This window comes from Mesorhizobium sp. WSM1343, from assembly GCF_055901535.1.
In genome coordinates this window covers 5,237,170-5,254,770 of the sequence record NZ_CM148370.1, presented here as the reverse complement: position 1 = coordinate 5,254,770, position 17,601 = coordinate 5,237,170, and the positions used below count along the sequence as shown (strand labels likewise).

General features: G+C 63.5%; 20 protein-coding genes. 11 read left to right on the top strand and 9 right to left on the bottom strand.

The annotated features are described in order from the left end of the window. Window positions 1-65: 65 nt before the first annotated feature. Complete coding sequence (locus tag AC0NIL_RS25775; RefSeq protein WP_013532832.1) at window positions 66-866, bottom strand: tRNA1(Val) (adenine(37)-N6)-methyltransferase; 801 nt, start codon at window positions 864-866, stop codon at window positions 66-68. After that, window positions 866-1,090 carry a putative signal transducing protein gene (locus AC0NIL_RS25770; RefSeq protein WP_275953757.1) on the bottom strand — a complete coding sequence of 75 codons (225 nt, stop codon included), beginning with the start codon at window positions 1,088-1,090 and terminating at the stop codon, window positions 866-868. The genes AC0NIL_RS25775 and AC0NIL_RS25770 overlap by 1 nt, the downstream gene beginning before the upstream one ends. 201 nt (window positions 1,091-1,291) lie before the next feature. Here AC0NIL_RS25770 and AC0NIL_RS25765 point away from each other — a divergent pair, with 201 nt between their 5' ends. From AC0NIL_RS25765 to AC0NIL_RS25745, 5 genes are all read left to right on the top strand, one after another. Beyond that, window positions 1,292-2,308: a polyprenyl synthetase family protein gene (locus AC0NIL_RS25765; RefSeq protein ID WP_013532830.1), complete on the top strand. Its 1,017-nt coding sequence runs from the start codon at window positions 1,292-1,294 to the stop codon at window positions 2,306-2,308. A gap of 105 nt (window positions 2,309-2,413) precedes the next feature. Beyond that, window positions 2,414-3,082 (top strand): GntR family transcriptional regulator, encoded by a 669-nt coding sequence (locus AC0NIL_RS25760; protein WP_275953756.1) that lies wholly within the window; start codon window positions 2,414-2,416, stop codon window positions 3,080-3,082. A 107-nt stretch (window positions 3,083-3,189) separates the two neighbouring features. Beyond that, entirely contained in the window at window positions 3,190-3,783 is a 594-nt protein-coding gene (locus AC0NIL_RS25755; protein ID WP_275953755.1) for a biotin transporter BioY, read from the top strand. After that, entirely contained in the window at window positions 3,780-4,223 is a 444-nt protein-coding gene (locus AC0NIL_RS25750; RefSeq protein WP_275953754.1) for a DUF1284 domain-containing protein, read from the top strand. Before AC0NIL_RS25755 ends, AC0NIL_RS25750 begins: the two co-directional genes overlap by 4 nt. Before the next feature lie 257 nt (window positions 4,224-4,480). After that, window positions 4,481-6,256 carry a tetratricopeptide repeat protein gene (locus AC0NIL_RS25745; protein WP_013532826.1) on the top strand — a complete coding sequence of 592 codons (1,776 nt, stop codon included), beginning with the start codon at window positions 4,481-4,483 and terminating at the stop codon, window positions 6,254-6,256. 81 nt (window positions 6,257-6,337) lie between these two features. On the opposite strand, the gene AC0NIL_RS25740 is transcribed toward AC0NIL_RS25745, so the two are convergent. Beyond that, window positions 6,338-6,799, bottom strand: coding sequence for a GNAT family N-acetyltransferase (locus tag AC0NIL_RS25740; RefSeq protein WP_275953753.1), 462 nt, complete (start codon window positions 6,797-6,799; stop codon window positions 6,338-6,340). A 218-nt stretch (window positions 6,800-7,017) separates the two neighbouring features. Between AC0NIL_RS25740 and AC0NIL_RS25735 the strand changes: the two genes are divergently transcribed. Then, a complete protein-coding gene (locus AC0NIL_RS25735; RefSeq protein ID WP_174299093.1) occupies window positions 7,018-7,938 on the top strand; it encodes a glycine--tRNA ligase subunit alpha in 921 nt (306 codons plus the stop codon). Window positions 7,939-7,941: 3 nt separating this feature from the next. On the opposite strand, the gene AC0NIL_RS25730 is transcribed toward AC0NIL_RS25735, so the two are convergent. Beyond that, window positions 7,942-8,256 carry a hypothetical protein gene (locus AC0NIL_RS25730; protein ID WP_145923741.1) on the bottom strand — a complete coding sequence of 105 codons (315 nt, stop codon included), beginning with the start codon at window positions 8,254-8,256 and terminating at the stop codon, window positions 7,942-7,944. 87 nt (window positions 8,257-8,343) lie between these two features. On the opposite strand from AC0NIL_RS25730, the gene glyS reads away from it, so the two are divergent. Together glyS and AC0NIL_RS25720 are read left to right on the top strand one after the other, a co-directional pair. Next, window positions 8,344-10,464: a glycine--tRNA ligase subunit beta gene (gene glyS / locus AC0NIL_RS25725; protein WP_275953752.1), complete on the top strand. Its 2,121-nt coding sequence runs from the start codon at window positions 8,344-8,346 to the stop codon at window positions 10,462-10,464. Between the two features lie 109 nt (window positions 10,465-10,573). Next, the gene (locus AC0NIL_RS25720) at window positions 10,574-10,867 is read left to right on the top strand and encodes a hypothetical protein (protein WP_063171642.1); all 294 of its coding nucleotides are present in this window, start codon (window positions 10,574-10,576) and stop codon (window positions 10,865-10,867) included. A gap of 106 nt (window positions 10,868-10,973) precedes the next feature. On the opposite strand, the gene AC0NIL_RS25715 is transcribed toward AC0NIL_RS25720, so the two are convergent. Together AC0NIL_RS25715 and AC0NIL_RS25710 are read right to left on the bottom strand one after the other, a co-directional pair. Continuing rightward, window positions 10,974-11,363: a hypothetical protein gene (locus AC0NIL_RS25715; RefSeq protein ID WP_024502648.1), complete on the bottom strand. Its 390-nt coding sequence runs from the start codon at window positions 11,361-11,363 to the stop codon at window positions 10,974-10,976. Between the two features lie 178 nt (window positions 11,364-11,541). Then, window positions 11,542-12,027 carry a hypothetical protein gene (locus AC0NIL_RS25710; RefSeq protein ID WP_224674176.1) on the bottom strand — a complete coding sequence of 162 codons (486 nt, stop codon included), beginning with the start codon at window positions 12,025-12,027 and terminating at the stop codon, window positions 11,542-11,544. Between the two features lie 192 nt (window positions 12,028-12,219). Here AC0NIL_RS25710 and AC0NIL_RS25705 point away from each other — a divergent pair, with 192 nt between their 5' ends. From AC0NIL_RS25705 to AC0NIL_RS25695, 3 genes are all read left to right on the top strand, one after another. Continuing rightward, on the top strand, window positions 12,220-13,194 hold the full coding sequence (locus AC0NIL_RS25705; RefSeq protein WP_224674059.1) for an L-threonylcarbamoyladenylate synthase: 975 nt from the start codon (window positions 12,220-12,222) through the stop codon (window positions 13,192-13,194). 8 nt (window positions 13,195-13,202) lie between these two features. Next, window positions 13,203-14,633 carry an FAD-binding oxidoreductase gene (locus tag AC0NIL_RS25700; protein WP_224674060.1) on the top strand — a complete coding sequence of 477 codons (1,431 nt, stop codon included), beginning with the start codon at window positions 13,203-13,205 and terminating at the stop codon, window positions 14,631-14,633. 186 nt (window positions 14,634-14,819) lie between these two features. Further along, window positions 14,820-15,386 carry a DUF6101 family protein gene (locus AC0NIL_RS25695; protein WP_127368712.1) on the top strand — a complete coding sequence of 189 codons (567 nt, stop codon included), beginning with the start codon at window positions 14,820-14,822 and terminating at the stop codon, window positions 15,384-15,386. A gap of 165 nt (window positions 15,387-15,551) precedes the next feature. On the opposite strand, the gene ubiA is transcribed toward AC0NIL_RS25695, so the two are convergent. From ubiA to AC0NIL_RS25680, 3 genes are all read right to left on the bottom strand, one after another. After that, a complete protein-coding gene (ubiA, locus tag AC0NIL_RS25690) occupies window positions 15,552-16,535 on the bottom strand; it encodes a 4-hydroxybenzoate octaprenyltransferase (RefSeq protein ID WP_275953902.1) in 984 nt (327 codons plus the stop codon). Window positions 16,536-16,603: 68 nt separating this feature from the next. Continuing rightward, entirely contained in the window at window positions 16,604-17,053 is a 450-nt protein-coding gene (locus AC0NIL_RS25685) for a LysR substrate-binding domain-containing protein (protein ID WP_473572718.1), read from the bottom strand. Continuing rightward, a complete protein-coding gene (locus tag AC0NIL_RS25680; protein WP_473572717.1) occupies window positions 17,025-17,540 on the bottom strand; it encodes a LysR family transcriptional regulator in 516 nt (171 codons plus the stop codon). Before AC0NIL_RS25680 ends, AC0NIL_RS25685 begins: the two co-directional genes overlap by 29 nt. Window positions 17,541-17,601 lie beyond the last annotated feature (61 nt).

Here is a 17,601-nt window from a genome sequence, read left to right as displayed (position 1 = left end):
CGGTCGATAGGTTGCAGGCATGTAGGGATTTCCCGGCCAACGGCAATGTGGCCAGGCAGATTAGCTCAATCTCCGAACAGCGAGGCGAGGCCGTTGGTAATCATTTCGCTGCGCTCGTCAGGGCCGTTGCCTGATTGCGCGTGCAGCATCAGGGGCGGGCGGATGGCAAGCTTTCCCCGTGCCCCGAGCGCTGCCCGCACAACGATGCGGATTGCCGCGGCGTCTGGGCGAGGGTGGACGGCGAGCATTTCGGCATCGCCGAAGCGCCCTGCGATCGCATCGAGAATGGCGCCGAGCTGTTCGGGGCGGGCGATGACGGCAAGCCCGCCGCGCGGCCTGACCACCGCCGCCGCACTGCGGATCCAGCTCTCGAACACCCCGTCCTCCATGACATGGGCCTCTTTTCTGAGGCGATCGGGGGAGGCGCGGTCCCGGGGAGCGTTGAAGGGCGGGTTCATGATGACGAAGTCGAAATCATTGTCGGCGAGGCCGGCGGCCGCCCGCGCCCGGCCCGATACGGTGACATCGGCGACCAGAACGGAGGCGCGATCGCTCAGATGGGCATTGCCGGGATGGGCAAGGGTGGCTGCCGCGAAGGCCGCCATTTCCGGCGCGCGTTCGACAAGCACCGCCTCGGCGGCCGGGCAGCGCGACAGCACCGCCAGGCCGGCGGCCCCGGCACCGGCACCGAAATCGGCGAGACGACCGGCAAGGGAGGACGGCACGGAGGCCGCCAGCATCATCGCATCCATGCCGGCGCGATGACCGCCTTGCTTGGGCTGCACCAGCCAGAACCGGCCGCGATGGAAAGCGTCGACCGTATGGGCCGGCGTGTCCGGGACAAGGGCGGCGGGCGCGGCGGACATTATCTTCCGCGGATTTCGTTGGCGATGCCGGCATCGCTGAGGATGCGCCGTGCCGCGTCGGCCTGGTCGGCGTCGACCATGACGCGCTTCTGCAAAAGGCCGATCGACCCTTCGAGAATGCTCATATTCTGGTCGGCGACAAAGCAGGCAATGCCGGCGTCGCGCATCAGCGATTCGACAAAGGAAATGATCACGGCATCGTTGGTGCGGACTAGTTCTATCATCGTATGAAACTCGCAGTTTGCGCTATTGATGTAAACGGGCAGGGGATTCCGGGGCAGAGCCGTTCCCTTGGGGGTCGTTGACATTCTGTCGCCGCCGCCGCGCCAATTCGCCACTTGCCGTGCCCATGTCCGCCGCCCTAGAGTCCATACAGGGACTAAGGGTGCCGTCGCACGCTCTATACCAAGACGGGAGTGATTGTCGTGGGTGTCGTTCTCAACATCGAAAACGGGAAGCGGGAGCCCGCCTCCATCAAGGATCTGATCGATCTGACTGCCGCCGACATGGGGCGCGTCAATGAATTGATCCTGTCCAAGGCCGGCTCCGACGTCGAGATGATCCCGGAGGTCGCCAACCATCTGATCTCGTCCGGCGGCAAACGGCTGCGGCCGATGCTGACGCTGGCCGCAGCCCAGATGTTCGGCTATGCCGGCGAGGGCCACGTCAAGCTCGCCACCTCCGTCGAATTCATGCACACCGCGACGCTTCTGCACGACGATGTCGTCGACGAGAGCGGCATGCGCCGCGGCAAGAAGACCGCCCGCATGATCTGGGGTAACCAGGCAAGCGTGCTGGTCGGCGACTTCCTGCTCGGCCAGGCTTTCCGCATGATGGTCGATGTCGGCTCGCTCGAAGCGCTCGATATCCTGTCGAGTGCGGCCTCGATCATCGCCGAGGGCGAGGTCATGCAGCTTGCCGCCGCCAAGAACCTCGAAACCACCGAGGACGAGCATTTCGCCGTCATCAAGGCCAAGACCGCCGCACTTTTTTCGGCTGCTGCCGAGGTCGGCCCGGTCATCGCCCAGGCGACGCGCAACGATCGCGCCGCGCTGCGCTCCTATGGCATGAATCTCGGCCTGGCCTTCCAGCTGATCGACGACGCGCTGGACTATGGCGGCACCAGCAAGGATCTTGGCAAGAACGTTGGCGACGATTTCCGCGAGGGCAAGGTGACGCTTCCGGTCATTCTCGCCTATCGGCGCGGCACCAAGGCCGAGCGCACCTTCTGGAAGCGCGCCATCGAGGACAATGTCGCCGATGACGCCGGCCTGGAAAAGGCGACCGGCCTGATGACCCGCCACGGCGCCATTGCCGACACGATCGGGCGTGCCCGCCATTTCGGCGAGATTGCCCGCGACGCGCTGGCGCCGCTCGAAGCGACGCCGCAGAAATCGGCGCTGATCGACGTCATCGATTTCTGCATCAGCCGGGTCAACTAAAGGCTGGACTTTCGCGACGCTATCTCTGGCCTGGGCTAAGAGGAAGTTTAGGAATTCGGTCCCGCCGTCTCGACAAGCCGCCCTGCCGCAAATTATCTATAAAACATGGCAAAGGGCACAGACGACACCATCGCGGTGCGCATCAGCAAGGTTCTGGCGGACCGCATCATCTCCGGTGCGATCGAGCCGGGGGCCAGGCTTCGGCAGGATCGCATCGCCGAAGAATTCCAAACCAGCCATGTTCCGGTGCGCGAGGCCTTCCGCCGCCTCGAGGCGCAAGGGCTGGCCATCGGCGAGCCGCGCCGCGGCGTGCGTGTCGCGTCTTTCGATCTGGGCGAGGTCAAGGAAGTCGCCGAAATGCGCGCCGCCCTTGAAGTGCTGGCGCTGCGCCACGCCGCGCCGCATCTGACATCGGCCATTCTCGATCTCGCCGAGGAGGCGACCAAGGCCGGCGACAAGTCCCGCGATGTCAGGTCCTGGGAGGAAGCCAACCGCGCCTTCCACCGCTTGATCCTCGCGCCATGCGGCATGCCGCGCCTGCTCGCCACCATCGACGACCTGCACGCGGCAAGCGCCCGTTTCCTGTTCGCGGCATGGCGCTCGGAGTGGGAGACACGCACCGATCAGGACCATCGCGCGATCCTCGCCGCCTTGCGGCAGGGAAACACCGAATCGGCGGCCGTCACACTGGGGCGGCACGTCCAATGGATTGGCCGCAAGCCGGTCAGGACGGCTTCCGGAACGACGCGCGAAGCCTTCGCCATCGTAGGTTAGACGGCCTCCGCCAAAGCCAGGGCTTGCAATCTCCAGGGAAGTGTGGATTCGATAATAGATCGAAAACAGAAATTATCTATAATTTGAAATCGATCGAAGGAATCCCAATGACAGACGTCGCATTCTCGTCCAGCAAGCCGTCGTTCAGCCCGCTCCGGCTCCAGGATCGTTCTCTTGCCTGGCAGATTGGAGCCGTTGTGCTCGGCACCCTGTTCCTGACGCTGTCATCCTACGTCGAAGTGCCGATGGTGCCGGTCCCGGTGACGATGCAGACCTTCGCCGTGACATTGGTCGGCGCGCTCTATGGCTGGCGGCTTGGCGCGCTCACCATTGCCGCCTGGTTGGTCGAGGGCGCTGTCGGCTTTCCCGTTCTGTCCGGAGGGGCAGCGGGTGCGGCGCATTTCGTCGGGCCGACGGCTGGCTATCTCTTCGCCTTCCCGCTTGTCGGCGCAATGGTCGGCTGGCTGGCCGAACGCGGCTGGAACGGCAAAAGGGTGATGCTTGCCTTCGTCGCCATGCTGCTTGGCAACCTTGCCTGCCTTGTGCTGGGCACAGCATGGCTTGCCGTCATGATTGGAGCCGAACAGGCCGTTACCTTCGGCTTCCTGCCGTTCATCGTCGGCGGCTTGCTCAAGTCGGCGCTGGGTGCCGCGACCCTCATGGCGCTTCGCGGCGGTAAGGCCAAGCCGGTCAATCCGTGACGATCAGGCTGCGCGCCCATCACCTCCTTTGCCTGCTCACCTATGTGGGCAAAGGATACAGCCCCGCCTTCACCGCCAATTATGATCTCGTCGCGGTGCGCCTGAGCCGGGGCGAGGACATCCTCCTCGTTTCCGGCCCGGACGATGTCTGCGCCCCGTTGCTTGATGAGCCGGAACCGCACTGCCTCAACGAGAGTGTCGTCGAGCGGGACCGGCTTGCCACGCAGGATGTGGGCGAGTTGCTGGCGCGGCCAATCCGCGTCGGCACCCGTCTTGATCTCGATCCTGCGATGCTGGGCCGGATGCGGCAGGCGTTTTCGGCTGGCCTTGTACGCAAGGCCTGCGGCGGCTGCGAATGGAACGAACTGTGCAGCACGATAGCGGCCGGCGGCTACAGCGACACGCTGGTGCAACGGTCTGCCTCGCCAGGCGAGGGCTGATATTGGCCCGAGCCTTAGCGGTCGAAGCGGAGCCTCAGCGTCGAATCTGTGATATATTCGGCGCCGCGTAGGGCCATGGCCGAAATCCCAAGAGCGGAAAATTGGTGCCTGTCGCCATGATTTGTTAATCGGGTGCCCGGATTGTGAATTCGAGGCGGATTGAAGCGCGACCCCAAAAAGGCCATGCTTTGCCTGGAAAGATCGAGTCTACGCCGATCCCGCTGACGCGGAGATGGCGCCTGGCTGAAAGGGATACGATGCGGCAAGGACGTGCGCGCTGGCTGACAAGGCTGGCAATTGTGACAGGCATGGCGATCTCGGCTTTGCCGGCCTATGCCAAGCAAACCACCGAACCGGTCAAGATCACGTCGTTTTCGGGCGCCTATCTGGCGGCCCGGATCGCCGAAGGCGATAACGACCTCGACAGCGCCATCGCCTACTACAAGCAAGCATTGGCCTTCGACCCGAGCGACACCGGCCTGCAGCAGAGCCTGATGCTGTCGCTGATCGCGCAAGGGCGCTTCGACGAATCCCTGGTCTATGCCGACAAGCTCAAGGAAGTGCCTGACGTCGAGCGTTTCTCGCGGCTGGCGCTCGCCGTCGATTCCTTCCACAAGAAGGATTTCACCAAGGCGCAGTACTGGCTCAAGCTGTCGCTGGAATCCGATCTCGACCGGCTGATCTCCGGGGTGATGTCCGGCTGGGCGCAGCAAGGCGCCGGCGAGCCTGCCGATGCGATGGCGTCCATCGACAAGCTGCAGGGGCCGGATTGGTTCGGCCTGTTCAAGTCGTTCCACCGCGCCCTGATCGCTGATGCATCCGGCATGCCCGAAAAGGCCGAGGCCATCTACGCCGCGACCATGCAGGATACCGCCGCCGGTGGTGCCGCTCCCGAAACCTGGATGCGCAATGCCCAGGCCTACGCCTCGTTCCTGGCCCGCAAGGGCGACAAGACCAAGGCGCTGTCGGTGCTCGACCAGGCCGAGGCGTTTTCGCCTGGCAAGCTGGAAATCGTCGCCTTGCGCGACCGAATTGCAAAAGGCGACAAGATTGCGCCCCTGGTGGCCGGCCCATCCGATGGCGCCTCCGAAATCCTGCTCGACCTCGCCACCGCGCTCAACCGTGGCGGCGGCGAGCCGTTCGTGCGCCTCTATCTGCAATATGCGCTTGCTTTGAAGCCTGATAGCGACGCTGCCCTTGTGCAACTCGCTGCCGTGTCCGAGCAATTGAAGGACGGCGAAGGCGCCATCGCGCTCTATCGCCGGATTCCCGCCGGTTCGCCGCTGAAGGAGCTTTCGGACCTGCAACTCGGCCTCAACCTTGCCGATCTCGACCGTCACGAAGAAGCGATCACTCATCTGAAGGCTTTCGTCGACGCCCATCCCAATGACATGCGCGCCTATCTGGCGCTCGGTGGCGTCTATTCCTCGAAGGAGGATTTCCGTTCGGCCGCCACACTCTACGACAAGGCTGTCGAGGCGCTGAAGACGCCGACCGCAGCCAACTGGAACATCTTCTACCAGCGCGGCATCGCCTATGAGCGCCTGAAGGAATGGCCCAAGGCCGAGCCGAACTTCCGCAAGGCGCTGGAACTGTTCCCCGACCAGCCGCAGGTGCTGAATTATCTCGGCTATTCCTGGGTCGACATGAACATGAATCTCAAGGAAGGGCTGGCGATGATCCAGAAGGCCGTCGACCTCAGGCCGAGCGACGGCTACATCGTCGATTCGCTGGGTTGGGCTTATTTCCGCCTCGGCAGGTTCGATGACGCGGTGCGCGAAATGGAACGCGCCGTGTCGCTGAAGCCGGAAGATCCGGTTCTCAACGACCACCTCGGCGATGCCTACTGGCGCGTCGGCCGCAAGCTGGAAGCCACCTTCCAGTGGAACCAGGCTCGCGACCTGAAGCCGGATCCCGATGTGCTGGCCAACTTGCAGCAGAAGCTGATGAAGGGCCTGCCGCCGATCGAATCCAACACGGCGCAGGAGACCCCGAAGGTCAAGCCGGAGCCGGTGCCCGCCCCGAAGGGATGAAGTCAGCCATTTGAATTCAACGCAAACGGGGCTCTTTTCAGGGTCCCGTTTTCGTTTGAACCGCGTATTCGGCTGGCTGCCTCAGAAGAGCTTGCGATAGACGACAAAGCCGGAGTGTTCGGCGACCTTGTCGTAAAGCTTCATCGCCGTGTGATTGGTCTCATGCGTCAGCCAGTATACCCGGCCTGAGCCGGCCGCCCGGGCACGCTCGTAGACGCCCTCGATCAGTGCCCGTCCGATGCCTTTGCCACGCGATGCCTGCGTGGTGAAAAGGTCCTGCAGATAGCAATTGGGCGCGATCGCCGTTGTGCTGCGATGGAAGAGATAATGCACGAGGCCGAAAAGCCGTCCCTCGCTTTCGGCCACCAGCGCGTGGACCGGCTCATAGGCATCGAAGAAACGCGACCATGTCATCTGGGTAATCTTACCCGGCAGGGCCGTTTCGCCCGAGCGGCCATAAAATGCATTGTAGCCGTCCCACAGCGGCAGCCATTGCTCGAAATCCTGTCGCGCAACGGGGCGGATGACGATCGGGCTGGGCATGGCTGGAACCTGTTGTCGTTGCTGCACAGGCGAACAGAGCGCAGGCCCGAGAGATGGGCAATGGGCCAGCCCCTGCAAAGCTCTCAACATTGTCCATAATGTCGGCGCGACCGCATCGGCGTGCTTTGCTTGACGCTTCGCCGCCGTGTCTCTAGGACGTGCCGGCAAGCTAGCCTGTGCTGTCGAGGCCACCCGTGACAATTGAAATCCCCGCCCATATGCATCCCAGCCGCTCGTTCCAGGGGCTGATCCTGACCTTGCACAACTATTGGGCGGCCTATGGCTGCGTCATCCTGCAACCCTACGACATGGAAGTCGGTGCCGGCACCTTTCATCCGGCAACGACGCTGCGCGCGCTCGGCCCGAAACGCTGGAACGCTGCCTATGTCCAGCCATCGCGCCGCCCCAAGGATGGGCGTTATGGCGAGAACCCGAACCGGCTGCAGCATTATTACCAGTACCAGGTGATCCTGAAGCCGAACCCGCCCAACTTGCAGGAGCTCTATCTCGGCTCGCTGGCGGCGATCGGCGTCGATCCGCTGCTGCACGACATCCGCTTCGTCGAGGATGATTGGGAAAGCCCGACGCTGGGCGCCTGGGGTCTCGGCTGGGAATGCTGGTGCGACGGCATGGAAGTCTCGCAGTTCACCTATTTCCAGCAGGTCTGCGGTATCGAATGCGCGCCGGTGGCCGGCGAACTCACCTACGGGCTGGAGCGGCTGGCCATGTATGTGCAGGGCGTCGACAATGTCTACGACCTCAACTTCAACGGCCGGGAAGGCGCCGACAAAGTCACCTATGGCGATGTCTTCCTGCAGGCCGAGCAGGAATATTCGCGCCACAATTTCGAACACGCCAACACGGCGATGCTTCTGCGCCACTTCGAGGACGCCGAGACCGAATGCAAGGCGCTGCTCGATGCCGGCGCGCCGGCATCGAACGACAATCTGCCGATGCACCGCATGGTTTTCCCGGCCTATGATCAGTGCATCAAGGCCAGCCATGTCTTCAACCTGCTTGACGCGCGCGGCGTGATTTCGGTCACGGAACGACAGAGCTACATCCTGCGGGTGCGCAATCTGGCGAAGGCCTGCGGTGAGGCGTTTTTGAAGACGCAGGCGGGTGGCCTGGCGGCCTGAGTCTCAGGCCCGCTTCGTCATCTCGAAGGAAACTTTGATCGGCAATATGTTCTGGCTGCTGGCACCGTCGATTGTGCGCAATGCCTGTCGAACGCCCGGCATCGAGAAGGCACCGTGAGCCTGCGCGGTGAAGCAGGCGCCGAGTGCGAGGATCTGCAGAAGTCTGGATGCCGTTTTCATGGTCGTTGAGCCAAATGTTCCCTGCCTGAGCGTGGGTCGCTTCAGCGCTGCGTTCGGTTCATGGAAATCTTTGATCCAAGGACGGGTGGCGCGGTCTCGTCCCGACAGGATGGCCAAAATTTCTGGAAACGGGCGCAAATCGGCGATCCCCGTGCGGAAAGGGTGACAGCGGCCAGCCGAGTTGCTATGCCCCGCCCGGACCATTTTGCCGCGTGAGCCCCATCCATGCCTGACCTGCTTCTAGAACTCCGCTCGGAAGAGATTCCCGCCCGCATGCAGCGCAAGGCGGCTGGCGATCTCAGGAAGATGCTGACTGACGGCCTGGTCGAGGCGGGGCTGACCTATGAGGCCGCGCGCGAGTACTGGACGCCGCGGCGGCTGACCCTCGACATCAGGGGTCTCACCGCGCGCTCGAAGGATATAAACGAAGAGATCAAGGGGCCTTCGACATCGGCGCCCGAACAGGCGGTCCAGGGCTTCCTGCGCAAGGCCGGACTTTCCTCGATCGCCGAGGCGCATGTCCATTCCGATCCGAAGAAGGGCGATTTTTATGTCGCCCACATTTCGAAGCCGGGCAGGGCGGCCGAACAGATCATCGCGGACCTGGTGCCTGATATCATCCGCAATTTCCCGTGGCCGAAATCGATGCGCTGGGGGCCGGCCTCGGCCAAGCCCGGTTCATTGCGCTGGGTGCGCCCGCTGCAATCGATCCTGTGCACCTTCGGCCCGGAGACCGAGGAGCCTGTCGTGGTCGATTTCGAGATCGACGGCATCCGCTCCGGCAACATCACCTATGGCCACCGTTTTCATGCGCCTGATGCGATCACGGTGCGCCGCTTCGACGACTATGTTTCCAAACTGGAAGCGGCCAAGGTCGTGCTCGATGCCGACCGCCGCAAGGAGATCATCCTTGCCGACGCCCGCAATCTCGCCTTCGCCAACGGGCTCGACCTGGTCGAGGACGAAGGGCTGCTGGAGGAGGTGTCCGGGCTGGTCGAATGGCCTGTCGTGCTGATGGGCGAGTTCGAGGAGGCATTCCTCGCCATTCCAGCCGAAGTGATCCGACTGACCATCCGCGCCAACCAGAAGTGCTTTGTGACACGGCCGCAGGGTGTCGACGACGCGCTTTCCAATCGCTTCATTCTAACCGCCAACATCGAAGCCAGGGATGGCGGCAAGGAGATCGCCCACGGCAACGGCAAGGTGGTGCGCGCCCGCCTGTCCGACGCGCTTTATTTCTGGACGACCGACCAGGGCGATTTGCCTGACCTGGCTGAGCTCGAGGCATCGGCGGAAAAATTCGGGCTTGATCTCAAGAAGCCGCTCGACCAGCGCATGGCCCGCCTCGACCATCTCGGCGTGACTTTCCACGCCAAGCTCGGCACGCAGGGCGAACGGGTGGAGCGGATGAAGCGATTGGCGGAAGAACTGGCTCCGATCGTCGGCGCCGATCCCGCACTCGCGCGCCGCGCTGCCGTCTTGGCCAAGGCAGATCTCACCACTGAAGTCGTCGGCGAGTTCCCGGAACTGCAAGGCGCCATGGGCCGCAAATATGCGCTGCTTCAGGGCGAGCACGCATCGGTCGCCGCTGCAGCGGAGGAACACTACAAGCCGCAAGGCCCGTCCGATCGCGTATCGAGCGATCCGGTTTCGATCACAGTGGCGCTTGCCGATAAGCTCGATACGCTGGTCGGTTTCTGGGCAATCGACGAAAAGCCGACTGGGTCGAAGGATCCCTATGCGCTGCGTAGAGCGGCGCTGGGTGTGGTTAGAATATTGGTCGAGAATGATATTCGACTGGCGCTGGCAGCCATCGTCGGGAAAGCGTCTGACCTTCTGTCCTTCTTCCACGACCGCCTGAAAGTCTACCTCCGCGATCAGGGCGCCCGGCACGATCTCATCGATGCCGTCATCACGCCGCAGTCCGACGACCTCTTGCAGATCGTCCGCCGCGTCGAGGCGCTCGGCTCCTTCCTCGACACCGAGGACGGCAAGAACCTGCTCGCCGGCACCAAGCGCGCGGCCAACATTCTGGCTGCCGAGGAGAAAAAGAAAACGGCGGTCGCCGAAACCGTTGAGCCGGCGCTGTTTCGCGCGGATACCGAGAAATCGCTGTTTGCGGCGGTGAACCAGGCTGAGAAGCAAGCCGGCGAAGCGATTCAAAACGATGATTTTTCCGGCGCCTTGCTGGCGCTTAGCGTGTTGCGCGAGCCGGTTGATTCATTCTTTGAGCATGTTCTTGTAAACGATGAGGATCAGGCGGTGCGTGCCAACCGCCTGGCGCTGCTCGCCCGCATCCGCACGGCCACCGGTCAGGTCGCGGATTTCTCCAGGATCGCAGGTTAAGGTGAAGAAAATATTCTCTGCTACCGGCCGTTCGAGCCGGCTTACAGTCATATGGCGATGATCTCTCCGTGGCAAAAGGGACATGTTCCCCAACCCCACGGAGGCTTCCATGAATTCCGATCACGAAATCGAAGTGACAGAAGAAACTCCCGCCGAGGCGCTTGAATCCGCTTCCGAAACCATTCTCGATCATGCCGCCGCCGCAGCGATCGAAGCCGCTGACCTGTCTGATGACGACGAAGACGGCGACGATGAAGAAGGCGAAGAGTCCACCGAAGCTGCCACGCTCTCGGATGACGACGAAGATGAAGACGAGGACGAAGACGACGCCGAGGACAGCGTGAAGGCTGAAGGCGACGAGTCCGAAGAAGAAGACGACGACGACAAGGAAGAAGCGGCCTGATCTTTTCAGCCGCCGATTCCGTCGATGGCAAAGGCGGCGCTGAGGCGCCGCCCTTTGCTATCAGCCGTCCCCGAAGCCGACTGTCAGCCGCCCCGGCGACGGCCCGTCAGTTCTCAAGAATGCTGACGCGCACGCTGTTTTCGTAGACATCGACCTGGATCAGCGGTTCGCCATTGACGATGGCGCGCTTGGTCGAGGAACTCATCGCGCCGCCACGCTCCAGCATGCGTTGCAGGTCGGCGCGCTGGTCGTTGGTCCTGAACCAGCCATCAGCCTCGTCGTCGCTGTCACGGCGGTGGAATTTGTGCCAGTTGGCGCGGTCCTGCCGCACCATCTGCGCGGCATTGTCCAGCGCATAGCCGTCACTCGCCTGATGGTCGCGATCGGAAATGCGCGCGACATAGGATCCCAGCATGTCGTCGGCATGAGCCGCGACGACGCCAAGCAGTGACGCCAGCAATAGGCCTGCTCCGGTCACGATTCCAGATTTTCTCATGCTTTCCCCCTTTACCCCTTAGCGATGAAATCCCGTCTGCCAGAACCGCCTGACGAAATACAGGCGATGGCGTCTGGCGGCTGAAATAAACCGAAACCGAGTTTGTTTGGCAATCGTGCGCCGGGCGCCAGATCGCCGTCAAGTCACGCCTTCGATGTCGGCTGTCTTTGAGGCGGGGCTACTTGGTGTAGCCGTTGGGAGGCATGCGCTGCCCTGCTGCCGGGGCCGGAGCGCTCGGCGGGGCGGGTTGGTTCTCGGCGTTCCCTGAGGGGGCAGCGGAAGCGGTGGCCGTTGCCGGCGCGGTGCCAGCGGCCGGCGCGGCACCGGTCGCTGGTGCAGAGGTTGGCGCGGGTGCCGGGAAATCGGGACCGGTAACGCCGCCACGAATGACCATCGGGCCTGGCTGGAAGCCGTGCCCGGTCGCGGGCTTGTCCGGGATCGCCGCTACCTTTTCATCGGTGACGTCGGGCTGTGCTTCCCCTTTTGCCACCACCGACAGCGCATCGCTGGCGTTGACTGCATCGGCGGTTCCAGGCTGGTTAGGAGCGCCGATCCTGACGATCGATGGTGTGGAGGATGGCGCGCCTGGAAAAACCAGGGATGACGCCTGGGCTTCGCCGGCCGCAACAGCAAGAATGATACCCAGCAGGATACGCGCAGACACTGATGTCGCTCCCCTTTGCCCAGAAGCTGTTCGATAGCAGGCCGGAATTGATGCCGGCTTTCGTGGAAACATAGCATTTTAGGGATTGATAAATCGCCAATGCTCCTGCTCGCCAACAAACGGTTACCCAACAGCCGACTTGCCCAATGGCCGCCATCGTACTACGCACCCCGCATCTGTGAGGTGACGAGAGTGGCTGAAATACTTGGCTCGGGCGAGGCGCTGGAGCGGGCGCTGGCGCTGCTCAGGGAGGGCGATGTCGTCGCCATCCCGACGGAAACCGTCTACGGGCTGGCCGGCGACGCGACCAACGGCATCGGCGTCGCGCGCATCTTCGAAGCCAAGGGGCGGCCGCGCTTCAACCCGCTGATCGCCCATGTCGCCGACATGGCGATGGCCGAGCGCCTCGCGCTGTTCGATCCGCTGTCCAGGAAACTGGCGCTGGCGTTCTGGCCCGGTCCGCTGACGCTGGTGCTGCCGCAACGGCCCGGCAACGGCATCCATCCGCTGGTCACCGCCGGGCTCGATACAATCGCCTTGCGCATGCCGAGGGGCTTTGGTAGCGATCTGATCGCCAGGCTCGGCCGCCCGCTTGCCGCGCCCAGCGCCAATTCATCCGGCAGGATCAGCGCAACGACCGCGCAAGCGGTGGCAGCCGATCTCGGTGCGCGGATAAAGCTGGTGGTCGATGGCGGCGCGACCCCGGTCGGGCTGGAATCGACGATTCTCAAGGCCGAGGGGGAAAGAATGCGGCTGCTGAGGCCCGGCGGCATCGCCGCCGAGGAGATCGAGGCGGCCATCGGCATGGAACTGTTGCGCGGCGGCACCGCCAGTATCGAGGCGCCGGGCATGCTTGCCTCGCATTATGCGCCAGGTGCCGCGATGCGGCTCAATGCCGGCACGGTCGGCGAGGGCGAGGCTTTGCTCGGCTTCGGCAGCCAACGGGCGGACGGCTGGCGCCGCGCCGAAGCCTTCCTCAATTTGTCCGAAACCGGGGACCTGCGCGAAGCGGCAAGCAATCTGTTCGCTTGTATGCAGGCACTCGACCGCAGCGGCGCGCGCACCATCGCCGTCGAGCCTATTCCCTGCGACGGGCTCGGCGAAGCGATCAACGATCGGCTGTCGCGTGCAGCCGCCCCTCGTGACATCACGCAACCCGCAACATAGTTTCCCCCATGATCGAAATCACAAAGACACTCGATCCCGCCCTCATCGATCGCTTCACGGCGATCGTCGGCGACAGATATGCACTGCGTGATCAGCAGGACATCGCGCCCTACCTCATTGAGCGACGTGGGCTTTGGCACGGCGCGACGTCGCTGGTGCTGCGGCCGGGCAGCGTCGACGAGGTCAGCCGGATCATGCGGCTGGCGACCGAGACGGGAACGCCGATCGTGCCGCAAAGCGGCAACACCGGGCTGGTCGGCGCGCAGGTGCCGGACAGGTCCGGGCGCGAAATCGTCCTGTCGCTGTCGCGGCTGAACCGCATCCGCGAGATCGATATCCTGTCCAACACGGTGACGGTCGAGGCCGGTGTCATCCTGCAGACGCTGCAGGAGGCAGCCGACGCCGCCGACCGGCTGTTCCCGCTGTCGCTGGCCGCGCAAGGCTCCTGCCAGATCGGGGGCAATCTTTCCTCCAATGCCGGCGGCACCGGCGTGCTTGCCTATGGCAATGCGCGTGAACTTTGCCTCGGTGTCGAGGTGGTGCTGCCGACCGGCGAGGTGTTCGACGACCTGCGCAAGCTGAAGAAGGACAACACCGGCTACGATCTGAAAAACCTGTTCGTCGGCGCCGAAGGCACGCTCGGCGTCATCACCGCCGCCGTGCTGAAGCTGTTCCCGAAGCCGAAGGGGCGCGAAGTCGCCTTCGTCGGCCTGTCGTCGCCCGAGGCGGCACTTTCGCTGTTCGGCCTGGCCATGGACCGTGCCGGGGCAGCACTCACCGCTTTCGAACTGATCGGCAGGCGGCCATATGATTTCACCCTGGCGCATGCCCAGGGTGTGGTGCGGCCGCTGATCGAGGACTGGCCGTGGTACGTGCTGATGCAGATTTCATCAGGCCGTTCGTCGGAGGATTCGAGAGCGTTGATCGAGGATGTGCTGTCGGCTGGCCTCGAACAGGAATTCGTCGGCGACGCCGTCATTGCCGCGAGTCTCGCGCAGGGCGATGCCTTCTGGAATTTCCGTGAGTTGCTGCCCGAGGCGCAGAAACCGGAGGGCGCCTCGATCAAGCACGACATTTCGGTGCCTATTGCCTCGATCCCGCGTTTCATCGAAGAAGCCGCCGGCGCGGTGGCGTCGGTGAGCGCCGGCGCGCGCGTGGTCTGCTTCGGCCATATGGGCGACGGCAATCTCCACTACAACATTTCCCGGCCCGTCGACGGCGACGATGAGGCGTTCCTCGCTCTCTATCACCCCATGAACAAGGCGGTGCACGATGTGGTGCGCAGCCTGCACGGTTCGATCTCGGCCGAGCATGGCATCGGCCAGTTGAAGCGCGACGAACTGATCGCCACCGCGCCGCCGACGGCGATCGATCTGATGCGAAGGGTGAAGGCCGCTTTCGACCCGGCCGGCATCATGAATCCGGGTAAGGTTATCTGATCCTTTCGACATCTTGTGGTTGGTGGGATTCCGATAACCATCCCTGAGATCAGCAAAATTTAACCGACTTTCTTAAGCGGGGCGGTAAGGAGCCCGCGCTACTGTCTCCATACAAACGAGGCTGGAAAAACCGGCCCGGAGAGAACCGGACACCGGCTCTCAGGAGACAGACAGGAAGGCCACTCTATGAACACCGGACTGAAGCCAGTCTGGGCGGGACGCAACATGCGTCTCGACCCATTTCGCCTGCCGCAAGTGGTGAGCTACGCGACTCGCGACGACTACGGCGATGTAACCTTCACCATCGACCAGCGCGGCGCCGTGATCCGCCGCTTGCTCGAGATGAGCGGCCTGCCCGCGATCATCGTTCTGCCTTCCAATGCGTTCCGCGGCGTCGCCGCCCGCGCCATGGAGGACCCGGACGGCAACGTCACGGTGACCCTGGAACTCCTGCACAACGACCCGATGCTGTCGGTGCCGCTGCTGGTGGCCGACGATCTCGACGATGTCGCAGCCGACTGGCGCGCCTGGGCCGACGCATACCGCCTGCCGATGCTGCTGATCGAATCGGACGGCGTTGCCCGCACCCTGGAAGAATCGCTCGGTGCCGCCATCAAGACGCTGCCGCCGCAGGATCGGCGCAAGGGGCGGATTTCGAACACGCGCCGCCCGCGTTTCCTCGCTCGCCGCAGAGCTGGCGACCTCGGTCTCAGGCTGGTCATCGACGGCCAGGAGATTATTTCGCGGGAGTAGGAAGGTTCTTCCTTCTCCCCCTGGGAGAAGGTGGCCGAGCGAAGCTCGGTCGGATGAGGGGTGTTCCAGCTTGGCAATGCCGGCGTTCCGTCACGCACCCCTCAACCGTCTTGGCGCTGCGCGCCAATCCACCTTCTCCCACAAGGGGAGAAGGAAGAAGCGCCGCTAAACCAGCGGCTTCAGAGCCACCCACACAGCGCCGCCGATCAGGCCGAGGAAGATCAGCCAGCCGACCTGGTTGTTCGACCTGAACAGGCGCAGGCATTGGTCCGGATTGTCGATGTCCAACACGGCGATCTGCCGCGCCATATGGGCGCCGGCGGCGATCAGCCCGGCCAGCGCCACCACCGGCGCCTGCGCCGACGCGAAGGCGATGGCGAAGCAGATCAGCGCGCCGCCATAAAGTCCGGCCAGCCAGGCCTTGGTGTTGTCGCCGAACAGGCGTGCCGTCGAGCGCACGCCGACAATGGCGTCATCTTCCTTGTCCTGGTGCGCGTAGATCGTGTCGTAGCCGATCACCCACAGGATCGAGCCGATATAGAGCATGACAGCAGGCCCATCGAGATCGCCGAACTCGACCGCCCATCCCATCAGCGCGCCCCAGGAAAAAGCAAGGCCGAGCACAAGTTGGGGCCAGTTGGTTATCCGCTTCATGAACGGGTAAATGGCTATGACCGCCAGTGAGCAGATGCCGAGCAGGACGGCAAAGCTGTTGAACTGGATGAGCACGACGAGGCCGACCAGGGCTTGCAGGACGAGAAACAGCCATGCCCGCCGGCGCGTCGCCTTGCCTGACGGCAGCGGTCGCGAGCGCGTGCGCTCCACCTGGTTGTCGATGTCCTCGTCGACGAGGTCGTTGTAGGTGCAGCCGGCGCCGCGCATGGCGATGGCCCCGACCAGGAAAAGCACGAGATACAAAGGCGCCGGCAGCAGCGAGAGCAGCGGGTCGCCCGGACGCGGATAGGCGCTCGCCGCCAAGGCCGCCGACCACCAGCACGGCCACAGCAGCAGTTGCCAGCCTATCGGCCTGTCCCACCGCGCAAGCTGCGCATAGGGCCATATCGAGCGCGGCAGCACGCGGTAGACCCAATGGCCGTTCGGCGCATCGGCGACACGGCCCTGGGCCGTTTTCGACTGGATGGTTTCCATGCCCATGGAGTGGCAGCAGCGGCGGAAACCGTCAAGCGGCAAGCGGAGACGCGGCGCCCGTCAGCCTTTCACGAGGCAAAGATGTCGCGGGTGGCGAACCAGTCCTTGGCCACCTCGACGAAGGCCAGCGCTGCATTCGACACACGCTGATGCGTGTCATAGGTGAGCAGGATCCGCTGCATGGGCAGCGGATCGGACAGCGGCTTGCAGATGAGCGGCAGCCCGTCATAGCTGCGGTCGCCATGCGGGCGGGTGTAGCTGACCGCAACGCCGAAGCCGTTGGCGACCATGCTCCGTTGCAGTTCGAACGAGCTTGTCGTCATGTCGGCCACAGGCGAAAGGCCGCGGCTGCGGAACAGGTCGAGCATATGCTGCCAGCTGTGCGGCTGGTCGGTGGTGATCAGCGGATAGGCGGCCAGATCGGCAAGGCTGACCGACGGGCGATCCGCCAGGGCATGGCCTGCCGGCAACAGCGCGTGCGGGCGAAGTTCACGCAGCAGGATGCGGGCGAAGTTCACGCAGCAGGATGCGGGCGAAATGCGTCGGCAGGCTGAGATCATAAGTCAGGCCGAGATCGATGGCCGCGTCACCCAGCCGTCGACCCAGCGTCTCGAACGTCTCGTCGCGAACGACGATCTTGACGGCCGGATAGCGTTCGGAGAAGGCGCGGATCAAAGCCGGCGCGAAGAAAGGCGCCAGATCCTCGAAGCATCCCAACACCAACTCGCCGCTGACAGCCGATTTGCTTGAACCCAGGCCGATGAGTTCCTCCGTTTCGGTGAGAACCTGCCTTGCCTTGGCCACGACGGCGCGGCCGAACGATGTCGGCGACACGCCGCTTCCCCGCTGGCGGACGAACAGTTTCTGGCCGAAATTCTTTTCGACCGCGTCGATGGCCACCGAGATCGACGGCTGAGAGACGTTCAGCATCTTTGCCGCGCCGGTGACGCTGCCGTGACGCGCCACGGCAACCAGATAGCGTAGCTGCGTGAGAGTCACACTCATAGAGGCACTCTATATGTCAGATCGAAAGTTATTATTTTACCGAATGAATAGATGTTGCGAT

Bases quoted from the DNA above. Each gene is read 5' to 3' on its own strand.
- AC0NIL_RS25770 (WP_275953757.1), bottom strand. From the start codon at position 1,090: ATGATAGAACTAGTCCGCACCAACGATGCCGTGATCATTTCCTTTGTC.
- AC0NIL_RS25735 (WP_174299093.1), top strand. From the start codon at position 7,018: ATGCATCCCAGCCGCTCGTTCCAGGGGCTGATCCTGACCTTGCACAAC.
- AC0NIL_RS25760 (WP_275953756.1), top strand. From the start codon at position 2,414: ATGGCAAAGGGCACAGACGACACCATCGCGGTGCGCATCAGCAAGGTT.
- AC0NIL_RS25700 (WP_224674060.1), top strand. From the start codon at position 13,203: ATGATCGAAATCACAAAGACACTCGATCCCGCCCTCATCGATCGCTTC.
- AC0NIL_RS25775 (WP_013532832.1), bottom strand. From the start codon at position 866: ATGTCCGCCGCGCCCGCCGCCCTTGTCCCGGACACGCCGGCCCATACG.
- ubiA (WP_275953902.1), bottom strand. From the start codon at position 16,535: ATGGAAACCATCCAGTCGAAAACGGCCCAGGGCCGTGTCGCCGATGCG.
- AC0NIL_RS25740 (WP_275953753.1), bottom strand. From the start codon at position 6,799: ATGCCCAGCCCGATCGTCATCCGCCCCGTTGCGCGACAGGATTTCGAG.
- AC0NIL_RS25715 (WP_024502648.1), bottom strand. From the start codon at position 11,363: ATGAGAAAATCTGGAATCGTGACCGGAGCAGGCCTATTGCTGGCGTCA.
- AC0NIL_RS25695 (WP_127368712.1), top strand. From the start codon at position 14,820: ATGAACACCGGACTGAAGCCAGTCTGGGCGGGACGCAACATGCGTCTC.
- AC0NIL_RS25745 (WP_013532826.1), top strand. From the start codon at position 4,481: ATGCGGCAAGGACGTGCGCGCTGGCTGACAAGGCTGGCAATTGTGACA.
- glyS (WP_275953752.1), top strand. From the start codon at position 8,344: ATGCCTGACCTGCTTCTAGAACTCCGCTCGGAAGAGATTCCCGCCCGC.
- AC0NIL_RS25720 (WP_063171642.1), top strand. From the start codon at position 10,574: ATGAATTCCGATCACGAAATCGAAGTGACAGAAGAAACTCCCGCCGAG.
- AC0NIL_RS25755 (WP_275953755.1), top strand. From the start codon at position 3,190: ATGACAGACGTCGCATTCTCGTCCAGCAAGCCGTCGTTCAGCCCGCTC.
- AC0NIL_RS25680 (WP_473572717.1), bottom strand. From the start codon at position 17,540: ATGAGTGTGACTCTCACGCAGCTACGCTATCTGGTTGCCGTGGCGCGT.